Genomic DNA, 21998 nt, shown 5'->3' on the forward strand with positions numbered 1-21998 from the left:
TGAAGGTATCCTTAGTGATGCTAAGGATACTAGGCAAAAGTGGAGACTTTTGGCTCCAATTTTAGCAATGAAACGACGAAGTCGGTTGCTTGCGTGCCAATCACATAAGGCAAACTGGAAAATAAAAAGATACTTTTCGGAGAAAAAATATGACAAAAAACTTATTAGTAGAACTCGGTCTTGAAGAGTTACCAGCCTACGTAGTAACTCCAAGCGAAAAACAACTAGGTGAAAAAATGGCAGCCTTCCTCAAGGAAAACCGCCTGTCTTTTGAAGCCATTCAAACCTTCTCAACACCACGTCGTTTGGCTGTTCGTGTGACTGGTCTTGCAGACAAACAGTCTGATTTGACAGAAGATTTCAAGGGACCAGCAAAGAAAATCGCCTTGGATAGTGATGGAAACTTCACCAAAGCAGCTCAAGGATTTGTCCGTGGAAAAGGATTGACAGTTGAAGATATTGAATTCCGTGAAATCAAGGGTGAAGAATATGTCTATGTTACCAAGGAAGAAGTGGGTCAAGCAGTTGAATCTATCATTACTGGTGTCGTGGATGTCTTGAAATCCCTAACTTTCCCTGTCAGCATGCACTGGGCTAACAACACCTTTGAATACATCCGCCCTGTACACACTTTGACAGTTCTCTTGGACGAGCAAGAGTTTGACTTGGATTTCCTTGATATCAAGGGCGGGCGTGTGAGTCGTGGTCATCGTTTCTTGGGACAAGAAACCAAGATTCAGTCAGCATTGAGCTATGAAGAAGATCTTCGTGAACAGTTTGTAATCGCGGATCCACGTGAACGTGAGCAAATGATTGTTGACCAAATCAAGGAAATCGAAGCTGAGCATGGTGTACGTATTGAAATTGATGCTGACTTGCTGAATGAAGTCTTGAACTTGGTTGAATACCCAACTGCCTTCATGGGAAGATTTGACGCCAAATACCTTGAAGTTCCAGAAGAAGTCTTGGTGACTTCAATGAAAGAGCACCAACGCTACTTCGTTGTCCGAGATCAAGACGGTAAACTCTTGCCAAACTTCATTTCAGTCCGTAACGGAAATGCAGAGCATTTGGGAAATGTCATCAAGGGCAATGAAAAAGTCTTGGTTGCCCGCTTGGAAGACGGAGAATTCTTCTGGCGTGAAGACCAAAAATTGGTTATTTCTGACCTAGTCGAAAAATTAAACAATGTCACCTTCCACGAAAAGATAGGTTCTCTTCGTGAACACATGATTCGTACTGGTCAGATAGCCACTCTATTGGCAGAAAAAGCTGGTTTATCAATGGATGAAACTCTTGACCTTGCTCGTGCAGCAGCTATTTACAAGTTTGACTTGTTGACGGGGATGGTTGGTGAGTTTGATGAGCTCCAAGGTATTATGGGTGAGAAATATGCTCTTCTTGCTGGAGAAACTCCAGCAGTTGCGGCTGCTATTCGTGAACACTACATGCCTACATCAGCCGAAGGCGAACTTCCAGAGAGCAAGGTTGGAGCCATTCTAGCCATTGCAGACAAATTGGATACGATTTTGAGTTTCTTCTCAGTAGGCTTGATTCCTTCAGGTTCTAATGACCCTTATGCCCTTCGTCGCGCGACGCAAGGTGTAGTTCGTATCTTGGATGCTTTTGGTTGGCATATTGCTATGGATGAGTTGATTGATAGCCTTTATACTTTGAAATTTGACAGCTTGACTTATGAAAATAAAGCAGAGGTTATGGACTTCATCAAGGCTCGTGTTGATAAGATGATGGGTTCAACTCCAAAAGACATCAAGGAAGCAGTCCTTGCAAGTTCAAACTTTGTTGTGGCGGATATGCTAGAAGTAGCAAGTGCTCTTGTCGAAGCAAGCAAGAAAGAAGACTTCAAACCATCTGTCGAATCCCTCTCACGTGCTTTCAACTTGGCTGAAAAAGCCGAAGGAACTGATACTGTTGATCCTGCTCTCTTTGAGAATGAAGAAGAGAAAGCCTTGGCAGAAGCCGTAGAATCACTCGTCTTGTCAGGAACTGCAAGTCAGCAATTAGAACAACTCTTTGCGCTTAGTTCAGTTATTGATGCTTTCTTTGAGAATACTATGGTAATGACCGATGATCAAGATATTCGTCAAAATCGATTGGCCATCTTGTCGCAATTAACCAAGAAAGCAGCTAAGCTTGCACGCTTTAACCAAATCAATACTAAATAAACTCAGTCAAACGGATTAAATCTTATCATAAAGGAGAGAAACATGGATCCGAAAAAAATCGCTCGTATAAATGAGCTTGCCAAAAAGAAAAAAACAGAAGGCTTAACTTCTGCTGAAAAAGTGGAACAAGCTAAACTTCGTGAGGAGTATATCGAAGGCTATCGTCGTTCTGTTCGTCACCACATTGAAGGAATCAAAATTGTGGACGAGGAAGGAAATGACGTCACACCAGAAAAACTACGCCAAGTACAACGTGAAAAAGGTTTACACGGCCGTAGTTTAGATGATCCTAACTCATAAAATGAAAGGGGGGGGTGTAGATGATTTACAAGCCCCTTTTCTGTTGTAATAAAAAAGGAGCCATTTGGCTCCTTTTTGGTTTCTTAGTTGCTTGCACCAGAAGTGGCGTCTGCGTCACCACCGTGGCCTCCAGCCTCCCCCGAATCAGAAGCGCCAGAAGTAGCATCTGCGTCTCCATGACCTCCGGCAGCAGGAGCAAATGGTCCGCTACCACCCACCAAACGTTGACCAGTCTCTTTTAGGTACCAGTCAAGCCATGGTTGGAAGTTAAAGACGATTTCATTGATTCCAGCGTATGATCCATCAGGATAGTACATTGCTTGGTAGTTGTGGGTGTTGATAACACCTGCAGGAGAACCTGGAACGATCGTACGGACGTATTCTTGGTTTCCGTTGCGAAGTGTTCCGATGACCCACTCTACATTCTTCATACGTGCTGGTGGAAGAGAATTGTGAACAGTCGACATACGGTTACCTGATTGAGGTGGTACACGTTTGGCAAACATGGTGTCTGGATCTTGGTGAGCGTTGTTGTAGTAGAGGAATTGGTTGTTATCGTCAGCGTATGTCAATTCAAATGGCATAGCTTTCAAGAACATATCGATTTGGTTAACTGTGAGGATACCGTGGTCCAATTTGACATAGGTATCACCAGAAACAGCGCCAGTGATTGCAGCAACTTTTTCTACCCATTCTGGATCGTCAGGATCAACTTCTGTAATGGTTGTAGCAATTGGTTTTCCGCAATCCAAGTCTTCTGGTTCGATTGGTTTTGGTTTTTTCAATTTCGAAACGACTCCTACGTATTTTACAAAGTTATCTAAGCAAGTTTCAAGGAATTTAACAGTTCCTTCGTTGGTGATATTTCCGTTGTTATCAAAAGCTTCCTTAGCTTTACCAAGAAGGAATTCGTTACCTGGAAGCGTGTAGGCATTAACACCTGGAGCGTCAAGGATTTTACGAAGGTGAACTTGGGCACGTGATGTTCCTTGGTCGTAGTATGATGCACCCACAATCATAACAGGCTTGTTTTCAAATGGATGAACTTCGTATGAAAGCCATTCGAGTACAGATTTAAGTGAAGCTGAGATAGTGTGGTTGTGCTCAGGAGTAGCGATAATGACACCATCAGCACGTGTAATTTTGTTATACAAGAAGCGCAATTGGAAACTTTCGTCCCATTTTTCGTCTTGGTTAAACATTGGAACTTCGTCGATTTCAAGAACTTCTAATTCAAATTTGAATTTGAAATTGCGACGGATAAATTCCAAGAGTTTGCGGTTATATGATTGATCGTAGTTTGATCCAACAAGTCCAACAAATTTCATTCTTTCGGTCTCCTATCTTACAAATTTTCCCAGTCAAATTCTTCAGCATCTTTGCGAAGCAATTCTTGTGCATTGCGCAATTTTTCAGTAATTTTCACGAAGATACGGAAGTCATCGAAGATGGCATCCAATTTCTTGATGACATCAAGGTCAACCAAGTCGCCACTTGGGTTAAATGCTTGAAGAGAGTGTGAGAGCAAGAATTCATCTGGTAGAACATTTGCCTTGATTTCAGGAGCGTTCAAGATTTGACGAAGTTGCAATTGGGCACGAGATGAACCAAGTGTACCGTAAGAAGCACCAGTGATCATGATTGGTTTGTTCAAAAGTGGGTAGATACCGTAAGATAGCCAAGCAAGAGCGCTCATCAAAACTGCAGGGATAGAGTGGTCGTACTCAGGAGTACCGATAATCACACCGTCAGATGCTTCAATTTTAGCTGCAATCTCAAGAATTTCAGCTGGAAGTTGCTTATCTGCTGGTTTGTTGAAAACAGGGATATCCTTGATTTCAACGAGTTCAATTTCAGCTTTATCAGCAAAGTGTTTTTGCATGTATTGGAGCAATTGGCGGTTTGTAGAACGTTTAGAGTTCGTTCCAACAATGGCAATAAGTTTTAGCATGAGATTTCCTTTCTCTTTTTACATAATACAATTTTGAAGGCCTGAAGAACATGCAAGGCGTCCCTCTTTGTCGATGAGAATGGCTTCAATACCATCTAAACTTTCGACTTGCCAGAGGATAGAAGCGCTTCGTTCTCCGAAAAGGCGCGTTGTCCAAATCTCACCATCAATGGATTTATCAGAGATAATCGTTAGGCTAGTGAGTTCGGTTTCGACAGGGAATCCTGTCTCACTATCAAAGATATGGTGATAGTCTTTTCCATCTACTGTCAGGTGGCGTTCATAGATACCTGAAGTGACAACGGATTTGTTAGAAGCAGGAATGGTTAGGAGATGATTGCCACGAGGATTTCGCGGATCCTGAATGCCGATCTGCCAGTCTTTCCCTTCTTTAGCTTGGTTATTCCCGATGGTGAGGATATTTCCTCCCAGATTGATCAAGGCAGAGGTGACACCGTGTGTTTTTAAATACTGGGCAACCTTATCTGCACTATAGCCCTTAGCCAAACAACCTAGATCGAGCTTCATTCCTTTCTTCTCTAAAAAGACAGTAGAGCTAGTCGGATCTAACTTGATAAAATGTGGGTCAACTAGAGGCAAGACGGCTTCGATTTCATTTGGCTTTGGAAGCCGAGCATCTGAAAAGCCAATTCGCCAGGTTTGAATCAAGGGACCAATACTGATGTTGAGGTGGCTAGACGGAGCTAGGCTATGCTCTAGTCCAAGAGCAATCAGTTCAAATAGATCAGGATGAACCTTGACAGGTGCGATTCCAGCCTGGTAGTTGATTTCCATCAGTTCGGATTCTTGACTGTTGGCGTTGAAGCGGTATTCAAGCTCCTTGAGCAAATCAAAGGCTCCTTGAAGTAGGCAATCAGCCTGTTCATCTACTAATGAAATCGTGATAGTTGTTCCCATTAGCCGTTCAGAACGTGAATGAAGAGGCAAGCTACCAGCTCCTTTCTTCTTACTAGGAAATCATTCAATATAAGATAGTTAGAGAAATTAAACCCCTTACATTTTCTTTCCATGTATCTAGCATACCATAAAGTCAGCGTTTTCACAAATAAATTTTAACAAAAGTCAAGAAATATGCTCAAAAATTGGAAGGAAATGAAACAAATAGTATAGTAAAGAATAATTTTTTCTGAAAAAAAGAGAATTCCAAGCAAATACCTTGTAAACGCTAACAGCAAATGATATACTAGAGGGGTAAATTAAATTTTAAAGGTGGAATTATTCTATGAGTAAAATCGTTGTAGTTGGTGCTAACCACGCTGGTACAGCATGTATCAACACTATGTTGGACAACTTTGGACATGAAAATGAAATCGTTGTATTTGACCAAAACTCAAATATTTCATTCCTTGGTTGTGGAATGGCGCTTTGGATCGGGGAACAAATCGATGGCCCAGAAGGTCTCTTCTACTCTGATAAAGAAAAATTGGAAGCAAAAGGTGCTAAAGTTTACATGAACTCACCAGTTCTTTCAATTGACTACGATAACAAAGTTGTGACTGCAGAAGTTGAAGGTAAAGAACACAAAGAGTCTTATGATAAATTGATCTTTGCAACTGGTTCAACTCCAATCTTGCCTCCAATCGAAGGTGTTGAAATCGTTAAGGGCAACCGCGAATTCAAAGCAACTCTTGAAAATGTACAATTTGTTAAATTGTACCAAAACGCTGAAGAAGTTATTGAAAAACTTGAAGACAAGAGCAAACACCTTGAGCGCATTGCCGTTGTTGGTGGTGGTTACATCGGTGTAGAACTTGCCGAAGCTTTCGAGCGTCTTGGAAAAGAAGTAGTGCTTGTAGATATCGTAGACACTGTCTTGAACGGCTACTATGACAAAGACTTCACTCAAATGATGGCGAAGAACTTGGAAGATCACAATATCCGCTTGGCTCTTGGTCAAACAGTTAAAGCCATCCAAGGTGATGGTAAAGTAGAACGCTTGGTAACAGACAAAGAAACATTTGATGTGGATATGGTTGTTCTTGCAGTTGGTTTCCGTCCAAACACAGCTCTTGCTGACGGTAAGATCGAACTCTTCCGCAACGGTGCCTTCCTTGTAGATAAGAAACAAGAAACATCTATCCCAGGTGTATACGCTGTTGGTGACTGTGCAACTGTTTATGACAATGCTCGTAAAGATACAAGCTACATCGCTCTTGCATCTAACGCTGTACGTACTGGTATCGTTGGTGCTTATAATGCTTGTGGTCATGAATTGGAAGGAATCGGAGTTCAAGGATCAAACGGTATCTCTATCTACGGTCTTCATATGGTTTCGACTGGTTTGACTCTTGAAAAAGCCAAAGCTGCAGGCTATAACGCAGCTGAAACTGGCTTTAACGATCTTCAAAAACCAGAATTTATCAAACATGACAACCACGAAGTTGCCATCAAGATTGTCTTTGACAAAGACAGTCGCGAAATCCTTGGTGCACAAATGGTTTCACATGATGCTGCTATCAGTATGGGAATCCACATGTTCTCACTTGCTATCCAAGAGCATGTAACAATTGATAAATTGGCCTTGACAGACCTATTCTTCTTGCCACATTTTAACAAACCATACAACTATATCACAATGGCTGCACTTACAGCTGAAAAATAATAGAAACATTATTTGATATGAAAACAAAAAGTTGAGAAAAGATTCTCAACTTTTTTACATGTAATAAACAATCGCGATATATTGAAGTGCAGACGCAGCTAGGATAAAGAGATGCCAAATCATGTGGAAATAAGGTTTTTTCTTAGCGTAAAATCCAGCTCCAACTGTATAACAGAGTCCGCCAGTTACCATGAGACTCCAGAAAATTGGCGTTGTTTGACTGATAATGGCAGGAATGATAGCCAGAACCAACCAGCCCATAATGAGATAAAGGGCAAGGCTGAATTTCTCATTGACCTTTTTAGCAAAGATTTTATAGAGGATGCCAAAGATGGTCGTTCCCCACTGAATGGCAATGATCAGATAGCCAAACCAGTTATTCATCAAAGTCAATACGACCGGCGTATAAGAGCCTGCGATAGCCACATAAATCATAGAATGGTCGATGATTCGCAAGACGTATTTGTGGGTCGAACCATAGGCCATAGAGTGGTAAATGGTTGACGAGAGGAACATGAGAAAGAGACTGATAACAAAGATAGAAACGCCAAAAGATGATAAAAATCCGTGTGCTTCATAACTATAGGTGGATGAAATAGGGAGTAGGATGAGCATGATAACGGCACCCACAGCATGGGTCACGCTATTGGCAATCTCCTCTCCAAAACTGAGTTTTTTACTGAGCTTTAGGCTAGTATTCATTGGGATACCTCCTCTTCTTTGCTAAGGATTAAGTCTAGAGTTTGATGATAGAGTTTAACTGTTTGACAGCTGGTTTGGATAATAGGATTTTCTGGATCAATCCCATGGTTCATGTAGTCCACAAAAGCGTCGTAGAGCTGGTCTGAGCTCGCTTGAGCTTGTAGAGTATTAAGTGTCTGAGCGATTTCTTGGATCGAAAAGACAGACTTGAGAGTGGTGATGGCAATCAAACGTGCAATTTGTTTGCGTTGGTATTTTTTCTTGTCTGGCTTTGTCAGGTAACCATGTTTGACATAATTATTGACCATGGATGCTGTTAGACCCTTGTCCTTATCTGGAGAGATAGGGGCGCAGACTTGATTGACATAAAGCAAAACCTGATCCAGATAGAGGTCAATGTTTGGAATGTCTTCCCATTTTGGGTAGGAAAAGTTAGAATTCATTTCCAACTCCTTTTTATCTAGTTTTAATAACTAGATTATAAAATAATAAAAAACAAAAGTCAAGTTTCAACTGCTTGTAGAAAGCTTTAAATTATGCTATGATGAGAGAAAACAGTTAGAAATGAGGGGAAAAGATGGAGATTCGTTTAGCTTTTCCAAACGAAGTAGATGCGATTATGCAGGTGATAGAGGATGCCAAAAAGTGCTTAGCCAAGTCTGGTAGTGACCAGTGGCAAAATGGCTATCCAAATGCCGACATCATTATTGATGATATCATCTCTGGTCAAGCTTATGTGGCCTTGGAAGAGGGAGAACTGTTAGCCTATGCTGCTGTGACCAAGAGTCCAGAGGAAGCCTATGAAGCTATTTATGAAGGAAGTTGGCAGGGGGGAGAATCAGAATATCTGGTCTTTCACCGTATCGCTGTGGCAGCAGATGTCCAAGGACAAGGTGTTGCTCAGACTTTCTTAGAAGGCTTGATTGAAGGTTTTGATTATCTAGATTTTCGTTCAGATACGCATGCAGAAAACAAGGCCATGCAGCATATCTTTGAAAAGCTAGGCTTCCAACGGGTCGGAAAGGTTCCAGTTGATGGGGAACGTTTGGCCTATCAGAAATTAAAAAAATGAAGCAGAAAAAGTACGCAAAGATGCTCTACCCGTCGCCAATTGGAACCTTATCCTTAGTTGCTGACGAGCAATATCTGTATGGCATTTGGGTACAGAACCAAACTCATTTTGAGAGGGGATTAGGAGACGAAACGATAGAAGAAGTTGATAGCCATCCTGTATTAGAGCAAGTTATTTCCTATTTAGATACCTATTTCGAAGGCAGTGTTCAGGACCTATCAGACTTACCTTTGGCTCCTATTGGAACGGATTTTGAAAAGCGAGTCTGGACTTATTTACAGGCCATTCCTTATGGTCAAACAATAACTTACGGACAAATAGCGCAAGACCTGCAAGTGGCTTCTGCCCAAGCGATTGGCGGAGCAGTGGGGCGTAATCCTTGGTCCATCCTCGTACCCTGTCATCGTGTGCTAGGGTCAGGCAATCGCTTGACAGGCTATGCATCTGGAGTCGAAAAGAAAGCCTGGCTCTTGCAACATGAAGGTGCAACATTTCAAGAAAATAAAAAATAGAAAGAAAAGAAGATGTTAGAATTTATCGAATACCCAAAATGTTCAACTTGTAAGAAAGCAAAAAATGAATTGGATCAACTTGGACTGGAATACCAAGATGTCCACATCGTAGAAGAAACCCCAAGTGAAGACGTGATTTTGAACTGGTTGGAAACTTCCGGTTTTGAAGTGAAACAATTTTTCAATACCAGCGGGATCAAATACCGCGAACTGGGTCTAAAAGATAAGGTGGGAAGTTTGTCAAAACAAGAAGCAGCCAAGCTTCTAGCCAGTGATGGCATGTTATTGAAACGTCCAATTCTGGTGGAGAATGGTGCTGTTAAACAAATTGGCTATAGAAAAAGCTATGAGGACTTAGGTTTGAGATAGTTTTTATCTATCTCCTTGATAGGTAAAATATATAGCCTCCCTGTTTTAAAGTGTGATAAACTAGAAGATAGACAAAGTCTGATCAGCCCGTAGCAAATAATTTGCTTGCGAGCAGAAGTATGATAGAATGAATCATTATCAGGAGAGGATGTTTTTATGACTGTTACAACATTTTTAGCATCAGATTGGTACCAAAGTTTGATGCAACTCATTCCGGATGGTAAGCTCTTTAGTTTGCGTTCGGTCTTTGATGGAATTCCAAGGATTGTCCAACAACTGCCTACAACCTTGATGTTGACGCTTGGAGGTGCGATTTTTGGCTTGGTGCTGGCCTTGGTTTTCGCCATTGTTAAAATCAATCGTGTTAAAATTCTATATCCCTTGCAGGCCTTTTTCGTCAGCTTCTTAAAAGGTACCCCAATCCTAGTTCAACTTATGTTGACCTACTACGGAATACCTTTGGCACTGAAAGCTATCAACCAGCAATGGGGAACTGGTTTCAATATCAATGCGATTCCAGCAGCGCTTTTTGCGATTGTAGCCTTTGCTTTTAATGAGGCAGCTTATGCAAGTGAAACGATTCGTGCGGCCATCCTTTCTGTTAATCCAGGTGAAATTGAGGCGGCACGCAGTTTGGGTATGACGCGAGCTCAAGTTTACCGTCGCGTGATTATTCCAAATGCGGCCGTTGTGGCGACTCCAACCTTGATTAATTCCCTTATCGGTTTGACCAAGGGAACTTCTCTAGCCTTTAGTGCGGGTGTTGTCGAAGTTTTTGCTCAAGCTCAGATTTTGGGTGGAGCAGATTATCGTTACTTTGAGCGCTTTATCTCCGTAGCCCTTGTTTATTGGGTAGTCAATATCGGAATTGAGAGCCTAGGTCGCTTTATCGAGAAGAAAATGGCTATTTCTGCACCCGATACAGTGCAAACAGATGTGAAAGGGGACCTTCGTTAATGATTAAGATTTCGAATTTAAGTAAATCCTTTTCAGGCCAGACTGTCTTGGATCATCTGGACTTGGATATCCAAAAAGGGGAAGTCGTAGCCTTGATTGGTTCATCTGGAGCTGGGAAATCAACCTTTCTTCGTAGTTTGAACTACCTTGAAACTCCAGATAGTGGAACGATTCAGATTGACAATTTTAAAGTTGATTTTTCTCAGATTAGCCAAGAAGAGATTCTAACCCTTCGTCGCAAGTTATCCATGGTTTTCCAACAGTTTAATTTGTTTGAACGCCGAACAGCCCTTGACAATGTCAAGGAAGGTTTGGTTGTCGTTAAAAAATTATCGGACGAGGAGGCAACAAAAATCGCTAAGGAAGAGTTGGCCAAGGTTGGTCTTTCTGACCGTGAAAACCATTATCCTCGCCATTTATCAGGTGGACAAAAGCAACGGGTTGCCCTCGCGCGTGCGCTTGCTATGAAACCAGATGTCTTGCTCTTGGACGAGCCTACTTCAGCCCTTGACCCAGAGTTGGTCGGTGAAGTAGAAAAGTCTATTGCAGACGCTGCCAAGTCTGGTCAGACCATGATCTTGGTTAGTCACGATATGTCTTTTGTAGCCCAAGTGGCAGACAAGGTTTTATTCCTAGATAAAGGGAAAATCATCGAGTCAGGTACACCGGATGAAATCATCAATCATCCGAAAGAAGAACGGACAAAAGAATTCTTCGCTAGTTACAAACGGACTTATATTTGATATAATAGTAAAAGGAAAACTCAGTTAGGTGGACTAGCTGAGTTTACTCTTTAAAAAAGATAGAAACGAGAGAGATCATGCTGCTGCAACTATTTTCTTTATATTTCGAGAGTTTGATCTTAACGACCATTCTCGTCGTGATTTTTTTAGGGATTTGGATTGGATTGCGAGCTATGTCTGGTGTGGACAAGACAGCCAAGGCGCGACAAGCCCATCTCTATGATATGATCATGATTGGGGTTTTGGTTGTTCCGGTGTTATCCTTTGCCGTCATGAGTTTGCTCTTGGTTTTCAAGGCATAATCCTTGCGTGACTAGCAAGAATGAGTTAGAATAAAGATAGTTACAACAAGAAAGAAGGAATCGAAATGTACGATACGATTATTATCGGTGCTGGACCTGCGGGAATGACAGCTGCCTTATATGCTGCTCGAAGCAATCTGAAAGTGGCTTTGATTGAAGGTGGTCTGCCAGGCGGGCAAATGAATAACACATCTGATATTGAAAACTATCCAGGTTATGCCAACATCAGTGGACCTGAATTGGCTGAAAAGATGTTTGAACCTCTTGAAAATCTTGGAGTAGAGTACCTTTATGGATTTGTTGAAAAGATTGAAGATCATGCCGACTATAAGAAGGTCATCACTGATGACCAAGTTTATGAAACCCGTACTGTCATCGTGGCAACTGGGTCTAAACACCGTCTTTTGGGTGTTCCTGGAGAAGAAGAACTAAATAGCCGAGGCGTTTCTTACTGTGCCGTATGTGATGGTGCTTTCTTCCGTGATCAAGACTTGCTCGTAGTTGGTGGAGGAGATTCTGCGGTAGAAGAAGCTCTCTTCTTGACTCGCTTTGCAAAGACTGTTACTATTGTTCACCGTCGAGATGAACTTCGTGCTCAAAAAGTTTTGCAAGACCGTGCCTTTGCAAATGAGAAAGTCAACTTTATCTGGGACTCTGTAGTCAAGGAAATTAAAGGTGAAAACCGAGTAGAATCTGTCGTATTTGAAAATGTGAAAACAGGTCAAGTAACAGAGCAAGCCTTCGGTGGTGTCTTTATCTATGTTGGTTTGGACCCTGTTAGCGATTTTGTTAAAGAATTGAATATCCAAGACCAGGCAGGCTGGATTGTGACAGACAATCACATGAAGACTGCTGTTGACGGTATCTTTGCGGTTGGGGATGTTCGCCAGAAAGACCTTCGCCAAGTCACAACAGCAGTTGGAGATGGGGCTATCGCTGGTCAAGAAGCTTACAAATTTATTACAGAACATAGTTAATACACTTCGAAAATCAAATTCAAACCACGTCAGCTTCGCCTTGCCGTACTCAAGTACTGTCTACAGCTAGCTTCCTAGTTTGCTCTTTGATTTTCATTGAGTATAATCATAAAAAAGTTTCCAATCAAATGATTGGAAACTTTTTTATAGTCGGTTTCGGAAAACTTCGTACATGAGAATGGCTGCAGCAACACTGGCATTGAGGCTTTGAACATGCCCATTCATCGGAATGGTAATCATCTCATCAACTTGTTTTTTGATGTTACTAGAGATGCCTTTTCCTTCATTTCCGATGATGAGGGCAATTTTCCCTTTTGTATTCCACTTGTGGCAAGGGGTACCGTTCATATCCGTTCCGAAGGTCCAGAAACCTTCGTCCTTGAGTTTATCTAGGGTTTGACTGAGGTTGGTCACTCGGGCAATCGGTACATGCTCAATAGCCCCAGTAGCCGTTTTGGCAACGACTGGAGTTACACCGACAGCACGGTGCTTGGGAATGATGACACCTGAAACATTGGTAGCGTCAGCAGTTCTCAAGATAGAACCCAGATTATGGGGGTCAGTTAATCCGTCCAGAATCAATAGCAAAGGATTTTCTTCTTGACGCGTTTTGGCAAGAATGTGATCTAGCTCGCTATAGGCAAATTCGGAAACTCGAAGGACAAATCCTTGATGGACAGCGCCTTCGGTCATTTCAGAGAGGGATTTTTTTGAAGTCCAAGAGATGGAGACCTTTTTCTCAGCAGCAAGTTCCTTGACTTTCTCAACATTCTTGCCTCTGAGATCTTCTTGGAGGTAGAGTTTGTTTCCTGTATTTGCAAGGAGGGCTTCGGTAACGGCGTGGACGCCATAGACAATATCATTTGTTTTCATGCCTCTATTATAACACAAAACCTCGTCTTGAAACGGGATTTTCTTTATTCGAGGATGAGGAGTCCATCTTTAACTGCAAATGGATCTTTCTCATTGATACGATCGTAAAACATGATTCCGTTTAGGTGGTCAATTTCATGTTGGACAACGATGGAGTTGTAACCTTTGAGCTTGATGCGGTGTTTTTCGCCGTCCTTGTCAAAGTAATCAACAGTGACGCGGGCATGGCGGACAACATAGCCTGGTACGTTACGGTCAACAGATAGGCAACCTTCTCCTTCGCCAAGAGCAGCGTCCTGAACAGAGTGGGATACGATTTTTGGATTGTACATAATGGCTTGTAAATCGTAGGCTTCCTGTGGAGTTTCACCTTCTTCTACAATATTTGGGACCAAGACGGCAATAATACGTTTTGAGATATCCAGCTGGGGAGCAGCAAGTCCAACACCACCACGCAAGCCCATTTTCTCAGCCATAACAGGATCCTGAGAATGTTTGAGGAATTGCATCATTTTTTCACCAAGGATGATATCCTGATCAGACAAGGGGAAAGTGACCTCCTCAGCAACCGCGCGTAAAGTTGGATTTCCCTCACGGATAATATCTTTCATATCAATCAAATGAGCAGCTTTTGTAATACGTTCTATAGCAGACATTTTCTCTCCTTTCATTACCTCTACATGATAACACAAAATAGACGAGAAAGAAAGTCGCAGAAGTTGCTAAAAAATAATATAATAAACTGTAATACCCTTTTGTCTGTGGTATAATAAAAGAAAAGACTTGCAGTAAAAGCAAAGGGGGATAAGAATGGAAAAGCGACAAGATAGACGGTCTCGTGGTTCTCTTTATGGATTGTTGAAGAGTAGTATTGGTTTCTTTAGGAATTATAAATCTTGGACCAATGCCCAGTTTATTGCTGTTTTGTTGCTTGCAGTTGCCTTGTCCATGGGGCTGAACTTGTTGGTTCGAGCAGTACAAGGAAACAAGGGAACAAGTCCTAGTAGCCAAACTCTTGATTCTGCTAAGATGTCTGATCAATCCAAAGAAAATCAGTCTGGTGAAACGACGGCGCGTATCATGGCAAATGGTGACCTTCTCTACCATATTCCTATCTACCGAACAGCTCTGAAAGAGGACGGGACCTATGATTTCCACGAAAATTTTGAATATGTCAAACCTTGGCTCAAGCAAGCGGATTTGGTGATTGGCGACTTTGAAGGAACTGTGAACAAGGACCACTACTTGGCAGGTTATCCTCTTTTTAATGCACCTGGTGAGGTGATGGATGCTATCAAGGATGCAGGCTACCAAGTTCTAGACTTGGCTCATAATCATATTTTGGATTCTCAAATTGAGGGAGTAGTTTCAACGGCTCAAGCTATTGAAAAGGCTGGAATGACACCCATCGGAGTCTACACACATGAATCCCGTGACCAAGCCCCTATAATCATCAAGGAAGTCAATGGAATCAAGGTGGCTCTCCTGGCCTATTCTTACGGTTTTAATGGCATTGAGCAGTATATCTCACAAGAGGACTATAATCGCTATCTTTCTGATCTGAATGAAGATAAGATGAAGGCAGAAATTGAACGCGCAGAGAAGGAAGCGGATATTACTGTCATCATGCCTCAGATGGGAATTGAGTACCAGCTAGAACCAACGGAAGAACAAAAAACACTGTACCACAAGATGATTGACTGGGGAGCTGATATTATCTTTGGAGGGCATCCTCACGTCGTTGAACCTGCTGAAACAGTTGAAAAAGATGGTGACAAAAAACTGATCATCTACTCCATGGGGAATTTCCTCTCAAATCAGCGCATTGAAACCATGCAAGATGAGGAAAATGCCAAGTGGACGGAGCGCGGTGTTCTCATGGATGTGACTATTAAGAAAAAAGATGGCAAGACAAGGATTGAAACGGCCAAAGCGCATCCGACTTGGGTCAATCGGACGCCTAAAGGAACATACTCTCCAGAAGGCTATCCGCTCTTCCTCTATCAGACCTATATCCTAGAAGACTTCATCGAGGGAGGCAGCCACCGTGATAAGTTGGATGAAGCGACCAAGGAACGAATTGACACGGCCTATAAAGAAATGAATGAACATGTAGGGTTGAAGTGGTAGACGCTTGCCCTAAAGGAGATATGATGACGATTAAATTAATTGCAACAGACATGGATGGAACCTTGCTAGATCCGAGAGGGCAGCTGGATCTGCCCCGCTTGGAAAAGATTTTAGATAAGCTGGATCAAAGGGATATCCGTTTTGTCATTGCGACGGGGAATGAAATTCATCGTATGAGAGAATTGTTGGGACACTTGGCAAGTAGAGTTGTCCTAGTCGTTGCCAATGGTGCTCGTATTTTTGAAAACAATAAACTGGTTCAGGCTCAGACCTGGGATGACGCTATGGTTGACAAGGCTCTCCTTCATTTTAAAGGGAGGGAGTGTCGAGATCAGTTCGTCGTCACTAGTATGAATGGGAGTTTTGTCAAGAAAGGAACTGTTTTTACAGAACTTAATAAATTTATGACTCCTGAGATGATTGAAAAACTTTACCAAAGGACCAATTTTGTGGATGAGCTAAACTCAGACCTCTTTGGAGGAGTCCTAAAGATGAGCATGGTCGTTGGTGAGGAACGATCGAGTTCTGTTTTGCAGGAAATTAATGACCTCTTTGATGGGCGTGTAAGAGCTGTTTCCAGCGGTTATGGTTGCATTGACATCCTCCAAGCCGGGATTCATAAAGCATGGGGATTGGAAGAATTACTCAAGCGCTGGGATTTGACATCGGAACAAATCATGGCTTTTGGTGATAGTGAAAACGATGTTGAAATGCTAGAACTGGCTGGAATTGCCTATGCTATGGAAAATGCAGATGATGAGGCCAAGGTAGTTGCGACTGCTCTAGCACCAGCTAACAGCCAGGCGGGTGTTTATCAGGTTCTAGAAAATTGGTTAGAGAAAGAGGGATAAGGTGGCAGTACAGTTATTAGAGAATTGGCTCTTAAAGGAGCAGGAAAAAATTCAAACCAAGTATCGTGAATTGAATCAAGTTTCTGTTCTAGAGCCAGATATGATTTTTATCGGCGATTCGATTGTAGAATACTACCCTCTGCAAGAGTTACTCGGGACTGCAAAGACGACTATTAATCGAGGCATCCGAGGTTACCAAACGGGGCTTCTACTAGACAATCTTGACGCCCATCTTTATGGTGACACTGTCGATCAAATTGTTCTCTTAATTGGGACAAATGATATCGGAAAAGATGTCCCTATGAATGAAGCCTTGGATAATCTTGAGCGAGTTATCCAATCAATTGCCCGAGATTATCCGCTGTCACAAATAAAGCTCCTTTCCATTTTGCCGGTCAATGAGGGAGAGAAATACAAGCAGACTGTTTATATCCGAACTAATGAAAAGATTAGGGAGTGGAATCAAGCCTATGAGGCTCTAGCCTCCGCCTATGTGCAAGCAGATTTTCTACCAATTTATGATAGTTTGACAGATTCAGAAGGACAGCTTCAATCATCCTATACAACGGATGGTCTCCATCTAAGCGTAGCGGGTTATCAAGCCTTATCAGAAGCCTTGAAAACATATCTTTTCTAAAGAATCGACTTAATTTTGCATTTTTGATTTAGATAAGGTATAATGGTTTTATTGTCTTTTGGGGTCGTTACGGATTCGACAGGCATTATGAGGCATATTTTGCAACCCGTGTGGCGACGTAAACGCTCAGTTAAATATAACTGCAAAAAATAACACTTCTTACGCTTTAGCTGCCTAAAAACCAGCAGGCGTGACCTGATTTGGATTGCTCGTGTTCAATGACAGGTCTTATGATTAGCGAGATACGATTAAGTCTTGTCTAGCGACTTGATAAGAGATTAATAGACTCGCAGTTTCTAGGCTTGAGTTATGTGTCGAGGGACTGTTAAAACAATACATAACCTATGGTTGTAGACAAATATGTTGGCAGGTGTTTGGACGTGGGTTCGACTCCCACCGGCTCCATTATTCCTTTGCATTCTTTCGCATTCTTTGGTAAAACAAAACGTTGTTAAATCAACGTTTTTTATTTTTGTCTTTGGTATTCCTTGGTATTCTTTTTCAAAAAAGGCAGACCCTAAAACAGACCCTCTTTTTGAAGAAGGTCTGTCGTATCCTAGAAATCTATATCCTTTTGTTTTATGAAATCATATAGTGTTTGTATTATTTGATTTTTAAATGCTTGCGATAAAAAAACTGCATTGAGTTGCAGTTTTTATTTTTCTACGGAAGACATGGGATTCGAACCCACGCACGCTGTTACACGCCTACCGCGTTTCCAACACGGCCTCTTAAGCCTCTTGAGTAATCTTCCAATACTTACTCAAATAGTCTACCATAAAGCCACTTATCTTGCAATAAAAATTTTGGAAATAAGAAAAATGATAGAATTTGAAAGAAAATGACAAATAATGCTTGACTTTGCCAGGAATTGTGCTAGAATGAATAGTGTAAACGATAACAGGAGGTGATTTAGTGTTAAAAACTGAGCGAAAGCAACTGATTTTAGAGGAGTTAAATCAACATCATGTAGTTTCTCTTGAAAAATTGGTTAGTCTATTAGAAACTTCAGAATCAACGGTTCGAAGAGATTTGGATGAGTTGGAGGCGGAAAACAAGCTTCGCCGTGTGCATGGTGGAGCAGAATTACCTCACTCCTTGCAGGAAGAAGAAACCATTCAAGAAAAATCTGTCAAAAACCTTCAAGAGAAGAAGTTACTTGCTCAGAAAGCAGCCTCTCTTATCAAGGAAAAAGATGTTATCTTTATCGATGCTGGAACGACAACAGCTTTTCTAATCAAGGAATTGACCAATAAGAATATCACCGTTGTGACCAACTCCATTCATCATGCGGTTCAGTTGGTTGAAAAACAGATTCCAACTGTCATGGTTGGAGGAAGTGTCAAGATGGCAACAGATGCATGTATCGGTGGAGTTGCTCTTAACCAAATCAATCAATTGCACTTTGACCGTGCCTTTATCGGGATGAATGGTGTTGACGATGGTTATTATACGACTCCAGATATGGAGGAGGGAGCTGTGAAACGTGCTATTTTGGAGAATGCCAAACAAACCTATGTCTTGGTTGATTCGTCAAAAATTGGGCAAACTTGCTTTGCCAAGGTAGCACCACTTAAACGAGCCATTGTTATCACAAGTCAAGGACATGAGCTCTTGCAGGCTATTAAGGAGAAAACGGAGGTAATAGAGGTATGATTTATACAGTCACACTCAATCCGTCTATTGACTATATCGTTCGCTTGGACCAAGTTCAAGTTGGAAGTGTCAATCGTATGGACAGTGATGATAAGTTTGCTGGTGGGAAAGGAATCAATGTCAGTCGTGTCTTGAAACGTTTAGATATTCCCAATACAGCAACTGGATTTATCGGAGGCTTTACTGGTAAATTTATCACAGATACCCTTGCAGAGGAAGAAATCGAGACACGTTTTGTCCAAGTAGCAGAAGATACTCGTATCAATGTCAAGATTAAAGCAGACCAAGAAACAGAAATCAATGGGACTGGTCCAAATGTTGAGCCCGAACAACTTGAAGAGTTAAAAGCCATTCTTTCAAGTCTGACAGCAGAAGATACGGTTGTATTTGCGGGTTCGAGTGCTAAAAATCTAGGAAATGTCATCTACAAGGATTTGATTGCCTTGACACGCAAGACTGGTGCGCAAGTGGTTTGTGACTTTGAAGGACAGACATTGATTGATAGTTTGGACTACCAGCCACTTTTGGTTAAACCAAACAATCACGAACTTGGAGCTATCTTTGGAGTGAAACTCGAAAGTTTAGATGAGATTGAGAAGTACGCACGTGAGTTACTAGCTAAGGGTGCTCAACATGTCATCATCTCTATGGCTGGGGACGGTGCTCTTCTTGTCACATCTGAGGGAGCTTACTTCGCAAAACCTATCAAGGGAACAGTCAAAAATTCAGTTGGTGCTGGTGACTCTATGGTTGCTGGGTTTACAGGTGAATTTGTCAAATCAAAAGATGCAGTAGAAGCTTTCAAATGGGGAGTGGCTTGCGGAACGGCAACTACCTTCTCGGATGACTTGGCAACTGCGGAATTTATTAAAGAAACATATGAAAAAGTTGAGGTAGAAAAACGATGAAAATTCAAGACCTATTGAGAAAAGACGTCATGTTGCTGGATTTGCAGGCAACTGAAAAAACAGCTGTCATTGAAGAGATGATTAAAAGCCTGGTAGATCACGGTTATGTGACGGATTTTGAAACATTCAAAGAAGGAATCTTGGCGCGTGAAGCTCTAACTTCTACTGGTTTGGGTGATGGAATCGCTATGCCTCACAGTAAAAACTCTGCTGTCAAAGAAGCGACAGTTCTCTTTGCTAAGTCAAACAAGGGTGTTGACTATGAGAGCTTGGATGGGCAACCAACAGACCTTTTCTTCATGATTGCGGCTCCAGAAGGTGCCAATGATACTCACTTAGCAGCCTTGGCAGAATTGTCTCAATACTTGATGAAAGATGGCTTTGCTGATAAACTTCGTCAAGTAACATCTGCTGACCAAGTCATCGAGCTTTTTGACCAAGTTTCAGAAAAAGCTGAGGAACCTGTCCAAGCACCTGCCAATGAATCTGGTGACTTTATCGTAGCTGTTACAGCTTGTACAACAGGTATCGCCCACACTTATATGGCCCAAGAGGCCCTTCAAAAAGTAGCTGCTGAAATGGGTGTTGGCATCAAGGTTGAGACTAATGGTGCCAGCGGTGTTGGAAATCAACTGACAGCAGAGGACATCCGTAAGGCCAAAGCTGTTATCATCGCTGCAGACAAGGCAGTTGAGATGGATCGTTTCGATGGAAAACCATTGATCAATCGTCCAGTTGCAGACGGTATCCGTAAGACAGAAGAGTTGATTAACTTGGCTCTTTCAGGAGATGCTGAAGTTTATCGTGCTGCTAATGGGGCCAAAGCTGCAACAGCATCTAATGAAAAACAAAGCCTTGGTGGTGCCTTCTACAAACACTTGATGAGTGGTGTATCACAAATGTTGCCATTCGTTATCGGTGGTGGTATCATGATTGCCCTTGCTTTCTTGATCGACGGAGCTTTGGGTGTTCCAAATGAAAATCTTGGCAATCTCGGATCCTACCATGAACTAGCTTCTATGTTCATGAAAATTGGTGGCGCTGCCTTTGGCTTGATGCTCCCAGTCTTTGCAGGTTATGTAGCCTACTCTATCGCTGAAAAACCAGGTTTGGTAGCAGGTTTCGTGGCAGGTGCTATTGCCAAAGAAGGTTTTGCCTTTGGTAAAATCCCTTATGCTGCAGGTGGTGAAGCAACTTCAACTCTTGCAGGTGTCTCATCTGGTTTCCTAGGTGCCCTTGTTGGTGGATTTATCGCAGGTGCTTTAGTTCTTGCTATCAAGAAATACGTTAAAGTTCCTCGTTCACTTGAAGGTGCTAAATCAATCCTTCTCTTGCCACTTCTTGGAACAATCTTGACAGGATTTGTTATGTTGGCTGTTAACATTCCAATGGCAGCAATCAACACTGCTATGAATGACTTCCTAGGCGGTCTTGGAGGAGGTTCAGCTGTCCTTCTTGGTATCGTTCTTGGTGGAATGATGGCTGTTGACATGGGTGGACCAGTTAACAAAGCAGCTTATGTCTTTGGTACAGGTACGCTTGCAGCGACTGTTTCTTCAGGTGGTTCTGTAGCCATGGCAGCAGTTATGGCTGGAGGAATGGTGCCACCGCTTGCCATCTTTGTTGCAACTCTTCTCTTTAAAGATAAATTTACCAAAGAAGAACGTAACTCTGGTTTGACAAACATCATCATGGGCTTGTCATTTATCACCGAGGGAGCAATTCCATTTGGTGCTGCTGACCCAGCTCGTGCGATCCCAAGCTTCATCCTTGGTTCTGCGGTGGCAGGCGGACTCGTTGGTCTTGCTGGTATCAAACTCATGGCGCCACACGGAGGAATCTTCGTTATCGCCCTTACTTCAAATGCCCTTCTTTACCTTGCCTTTGTCTTGGTTGGTGCAATTGTAAGTGGTGTGGTTTATGGTTACCTACGCAAACCACAAGCATAAAAAAGAATTCATATACCAAAATGACTAAACACGGAAGTGGGTGGTCATTTTTTGATAATGGAGTGAGGGAGACTGGACTTTAAAATGATATAGAAGTAGATCGTAGAGAATTTCATTCTTCATCTAAATAATAGAATGCTAAAGTTTGTATAAATACCATGGAGGTGAAAAGTATCTTGAATGATTCTAGAGAAGAAATCAGAGAATGAAAAGTTCCGTAGTCAAAGTATTCTAAATGAAGAGTTACAAGCGACCTATGTCAGCATGGTGGAGGAGAATTTTCCCGATTCTAAATGAACC

Annotated in this window: 23 protein-coding genes, 1 tRNA gene and 1 other RNA gene; 17 read left to right on the forward strand and 8 right to left on the reverse strand. The window is 42.0% G+C overall.

Annotated features, from left to right (window positions below; all coding sequences use genetic code 11):
• Window positions 1-149: 149 nt before the first annotated feature.
• Both glyS and D8801_RS00585 read left to right on the forward strand, forming a co-directional pair.
• On the forward strand, window positions 150-2186 hold the full coding sequence (gene glyS / locus D8801_RS00580; protein WP_125847114.1) for a glycine--tRNA ligase subunit beta: 2037 nt from the start codon (window positions 150-152) through the stop codon (window positions 2184-2186).
• 42 nt (window positions 2187-2228) lie between these two features.
• Entirely contained in the window at window positions 2229-2486 is a 258-nt protein-coding gene (locus D8801_RS00585; RefSeq protein WP_000371291.1) for a DUF896 family protein, read from the forward strand.
• An 83-nt stretch (window positions 2487-2569) separates the two neighbouring features.
• Here D8801_RS00585 and D8801_RS00590 read toward each other — a convergent pair whose 3' ends face one another.
• The 3 genes from D8801_RS00590 to D8801_RS00600 are packed head-to-tail and all read right to left on the reverse strand — an operon-like array spanning window position 2570 to window position 5385.
• The gene (locus D8801_RS00590) at window positions 2570-3814 is read right to left on the reverse strand and encodes an NAD(P)H-dependent oxidoreductase (protein WP_125847116.1); all 1245 of its coding nucleotides are present in this window, start codon (window positions 3812-3814) and stop codon (window positions 2570-2572) included.
• A gap of 17 nt (window positions 3815-3831) precedes the next feature.
• Window positions 3832-4437 (reverse strand): NADPH-dependent FMN reductase, encoded by a 606-nt coding sequence (locus D8801_RS00595; protein WP_000915933.1) that lies wholly within the window; start codon window positions 4435-4437, stop codon window positions 3832-3834.
• Between the two features lie 18 nt (window positions 4438-4455).
• Window positions 4456-5385 (reverse strand): FAD:protein FMN transferase, encoded by a 930-nt coding sequence (locus D8801_RS00600; protein ID WP_125847118.1) that lies wholly within the window; start codon window positions 5383-5385, stop codon window positions 4456-4458.
• 295 nt (window positions 5386-5680) lie between these two features.
• On the opposite strand from D8801_RS00600, the gene nox reads away from it, so the two are divergent.
• Complete coding sequence (gene nox / locus D8801_RS00605; RefSeq protein ID WP_125837750.1) at window positions 5681-7060, forward strand: H2O-forming NADH oxidase; 1380 nt, start codon at window positions 5681-5683, stop codon at window positions 7058-7060.
• A 54-nt stretch (window positions 7061-7114) separates the two neighbouring features.
• Here nox and trhA read toward each other — a convergent pair whose 3' ends face one another.
• Both trhA and D8801_RS00615 read right to left on the reverse strand, forming a co-directional pair.
• The gene (gene trhA / locus D8801_RS00610; protein WP_001097972.1) at window positions 7115-7762 is read right to left on the reverse strand and encodes a PAQR family membrane homeostasis protein TrhA; all 648 of its coding nucleotides are present in this window, start codon (window positions 7760-7762) and stop codon (window positions 7115-7117) included.
• The gene (locus D8801_RS00615; protein ID WP_125847120.1) at window positions 7759-8205 is read right to left on the reverse strand and encodes a DUF1836 domain-containing protein; all 447 of its coding nucleotides are present in this window, start codon (window positions 8203-8205) and stop codon (window positions 7759-7761) included. The genes trhA and D8801_RS00615 overlap by 4 nt, the downstream gene beginning before the upstream one ends.
• A 134-nt stretch (window positions 8206-8339) precedes the next feature.
• On the opposite strand from D8801_RS00615, the gene D8801_RS00620 reads away from it, so the two are divergent.
• From D8801_RS00620 to trxB, 7 genes are all read left to right on the forward strand, one after another.
• Complete coding sequence (locus tag D8801_RS00620; protein WP_125847122.1) at window positions 8340-8834, forward strand: GNAT family N-acetyltransferase; 495 nt, start codon at window positions 8340-8342, stop codon at window positions 8832-8834.
• Window positions 8831-9346 carry a methylated-DNA--[protein]-cysteine S-methyltransferase gene (locus D8801_RS00625; RefSeq protein ID WP_125847124.1) on the forward strand — a complete coding sequence of 172 codons (516 nt, stop codon included), beginning with the start codon at window positions 8831-8833 and terminating at the stop codon, window positions 9344-9346. The genes D8801_RS00620 and D8801_RS00625 overlap by 4 nt, the downstream gene beginning before the upstream one ends.
• A 12-nt stretch (window positions 9347-9358) precedes the next feature.
• Window positions 9359-9715: an arsenate reductase family protein gene (locus D8801_RS00630; RefSeq protein WP_125847126.1), complete on the forward strand. Its 357-nt coding sequence runs from the start codon at window positions 9359-9361 to the stop codon at window positions 9713-9715.
• Between the two features lie 156 nt (window positions 9716-9871).
• Window positions 9872-10672 (forward strand): amino acid ABC transporter permease, encoded by an 801-nt coding sequence (locus D8801_RS00635; RefSeq protein ID WP_125847128.1) that lies wholly within the window; start codon window positions 9872-9874, stop codon window positions 10670-10672.
• The gene (locus tag D8801_RS00640) at window positions 10672-11415 is read left to right on the forward strand and encodes an amino acid ABC transporter ATP-binding protein (protein WP_009729972.1); all 744 of its coding nucleotides are present in this window, start codon (window positions 10672-10674) and stop codon (window positions 11413-11415) included. The genes D8801_RS00635 and D8801_RS00640 overlap by 1 nt, the downstream gene beginning before the upstream one ends.
• Window positions 11416-11492: 77 nt before the next feature.
• Window positions 11493-11717 (forward strand): DUF4059 family protein, encoded by a 225-nt coding sequence (locus tag D8801_RS00645; protein ID WP_000926603.1) that lies wholly within the window; start codon window positions 11493-11495, stop codon window positions 11715-11717.
• A gap of 65 nt (window positions 11718-11782) precedes the next feature.
• On the forward strand, window positions 11783-12694 hold the full coding sequence (gene trxB, locus D8801_RS00650) for a thioredoxin-disulfide reductase (protein WP_125847130.1): 912 nt from the start codon (window positions 11783-11785) through the stop codon (window positions 12692-12694).
• A 144-nt stretch (window positions 12695-12838) separates the two neighbouring features.
• Here trxB and rlmB read toward each other — a convergent pair whose 3' ends face one another.
• Together rlmB and def are read right to left on the reverse strand one after the other, a co-directional pair.
• The gene (rlmB, locus tag D8801_RS00655) at window positions 12839-13567 is read right to left on the reverse strand and encodes a 23S rRNA (guanosine(2251)-2'-O)-methyltransferase RlmB (RefSeq protein WP_000855729.1); all 729 of its coding nucleotides are present in this window, start codon (window positions 13565-13567) and stop codon (window positions 12839-12841) included.
• A 44-nt stretch (window positions 13568-13611) separates the two neighbouring features.
• Window positions 13612-14223, reverse strand: coding sequence for a peptide deformylase (def, locus tag D8801_RS00660; protein WP_125847132.1), 612 nt, complete (start codon window positions 14221-14223; stop codon window positions 13612-13614).
• A gap of 154 nt (window positions 14224-14377) precedes the next feature.
• On the opposite strand from def, the gene D8801_RS00665 reads away from it, so the two are divergent.
• From D8801_RS00665 to ssrA, 4 genes are all read left to right on the forward strand, one after another.
• Entirely contained in the window at window positions 14378-15697 is a 1320-nt protein-coding gene (locus D8801_RS00665; RefSeq protein ID WP_125847134.1) for a CapA family protein, read from the forward strand.
• A 23-nt stretch (window positions 15698-15720) separates the two neighbouring features.
• Window positions 15721-16548, forward strand: a complete 828-nt coding sequence (locus tag D8801_RS00670) for a Cof-type HAD-IIB family hydrolase (protein ID WP_125847136.1) — start codon at window positions 15721-15723, stop codon at window positions 16546-16548.
• 1 nt (window position 16549) lies between these two features.
• The gene (locus D8801_RS00675) at window positions 16550-17185 is read left to right on the forward strand and encodes an SGNH/GDSL hydrolase family protein (protein ID WP_125847138.1); all 636 of its coding nucleotides are present in this window, start codon (window positions 16550-16552) and stop codon (window positions 17183-17185) included.
• A gap of 60 nt (window positions 17186-17245) precedes the next feature.
• Window positions 17246-17593, forward strand: a transfer-messenger RNA (tmRNA) gene (gene ssrA / locus D8801_RS00680).
• A gap of 258 nt (window positions 17594-17851) precedes the next feature.
• Here ssrA and D8801_RS00685 read toward each other — a convergent pair.
• A tRNA-Ser gene (locus tag D8801_RS00685) sits at window positions 17852-17939 on the reverse strand.
• A gap of 161 nt (window positions 17940-18100) precedes the next feature.
• Between D8801_RS00685 and D8801_RS00690 the strand changes: the two genes are divergently transcribed.
• Genes D8801_RS00690 through D8801_RS00700 form a run of 3 tightly spaced genes read left to right on the forward strand, consistent with a single transcriptional unit; the run spans window position 18101 to window position 21698 of the window.
• Window positions 18101-18841, forward strand: coding sequence for a DeoR/GlpR family DNA-binding transcription regulator (locus D8801_RS00690; RefSeq protein ID WP_125847140.1), 741 nt, complete (start codon window positions 18101-18103; stop codon window positions 18839-18841).
• Complete coding sequence (gene pfkB / locus D8801_RS00695) at window positions 18838-19749, forward strand: 1-phosphofructokinase (protein ID WP_125847142.1); 912 nt, start codon at window positions 18838-18840, stop codon at window positions 19747-19749. Before D8801_RS00690 ends, pfkB begins: the two co-directional genes overlap by 4 nt.
• Complete coding sequence (locus tag D8801_RS00700; RefSeq protein ID WP_125847144.1) at window positions 19746-21698, forward strand: PTS fructose transporter subunit IIABC; 1953 nt, start codon at window positions 19746-19748, stop codon at window positions 21696-21698. The genes pfkB and D8801_RS00700 overlap by 4 nt, the downstream gene beginning before the upstream one ends.
• The last annotated feature ends 300 nt before the right edge of the window (window positions 21699-21998 follow it).

The sequence above is a fragment of the Streptococcus oralis genome (assembly GCF_003943415.1).
GTDB lineage: Bacteria > Bacillota > Bacilli > Lactobacillales > Streptococcaceae > Streptococcus > Streptococcus oralis_BJ.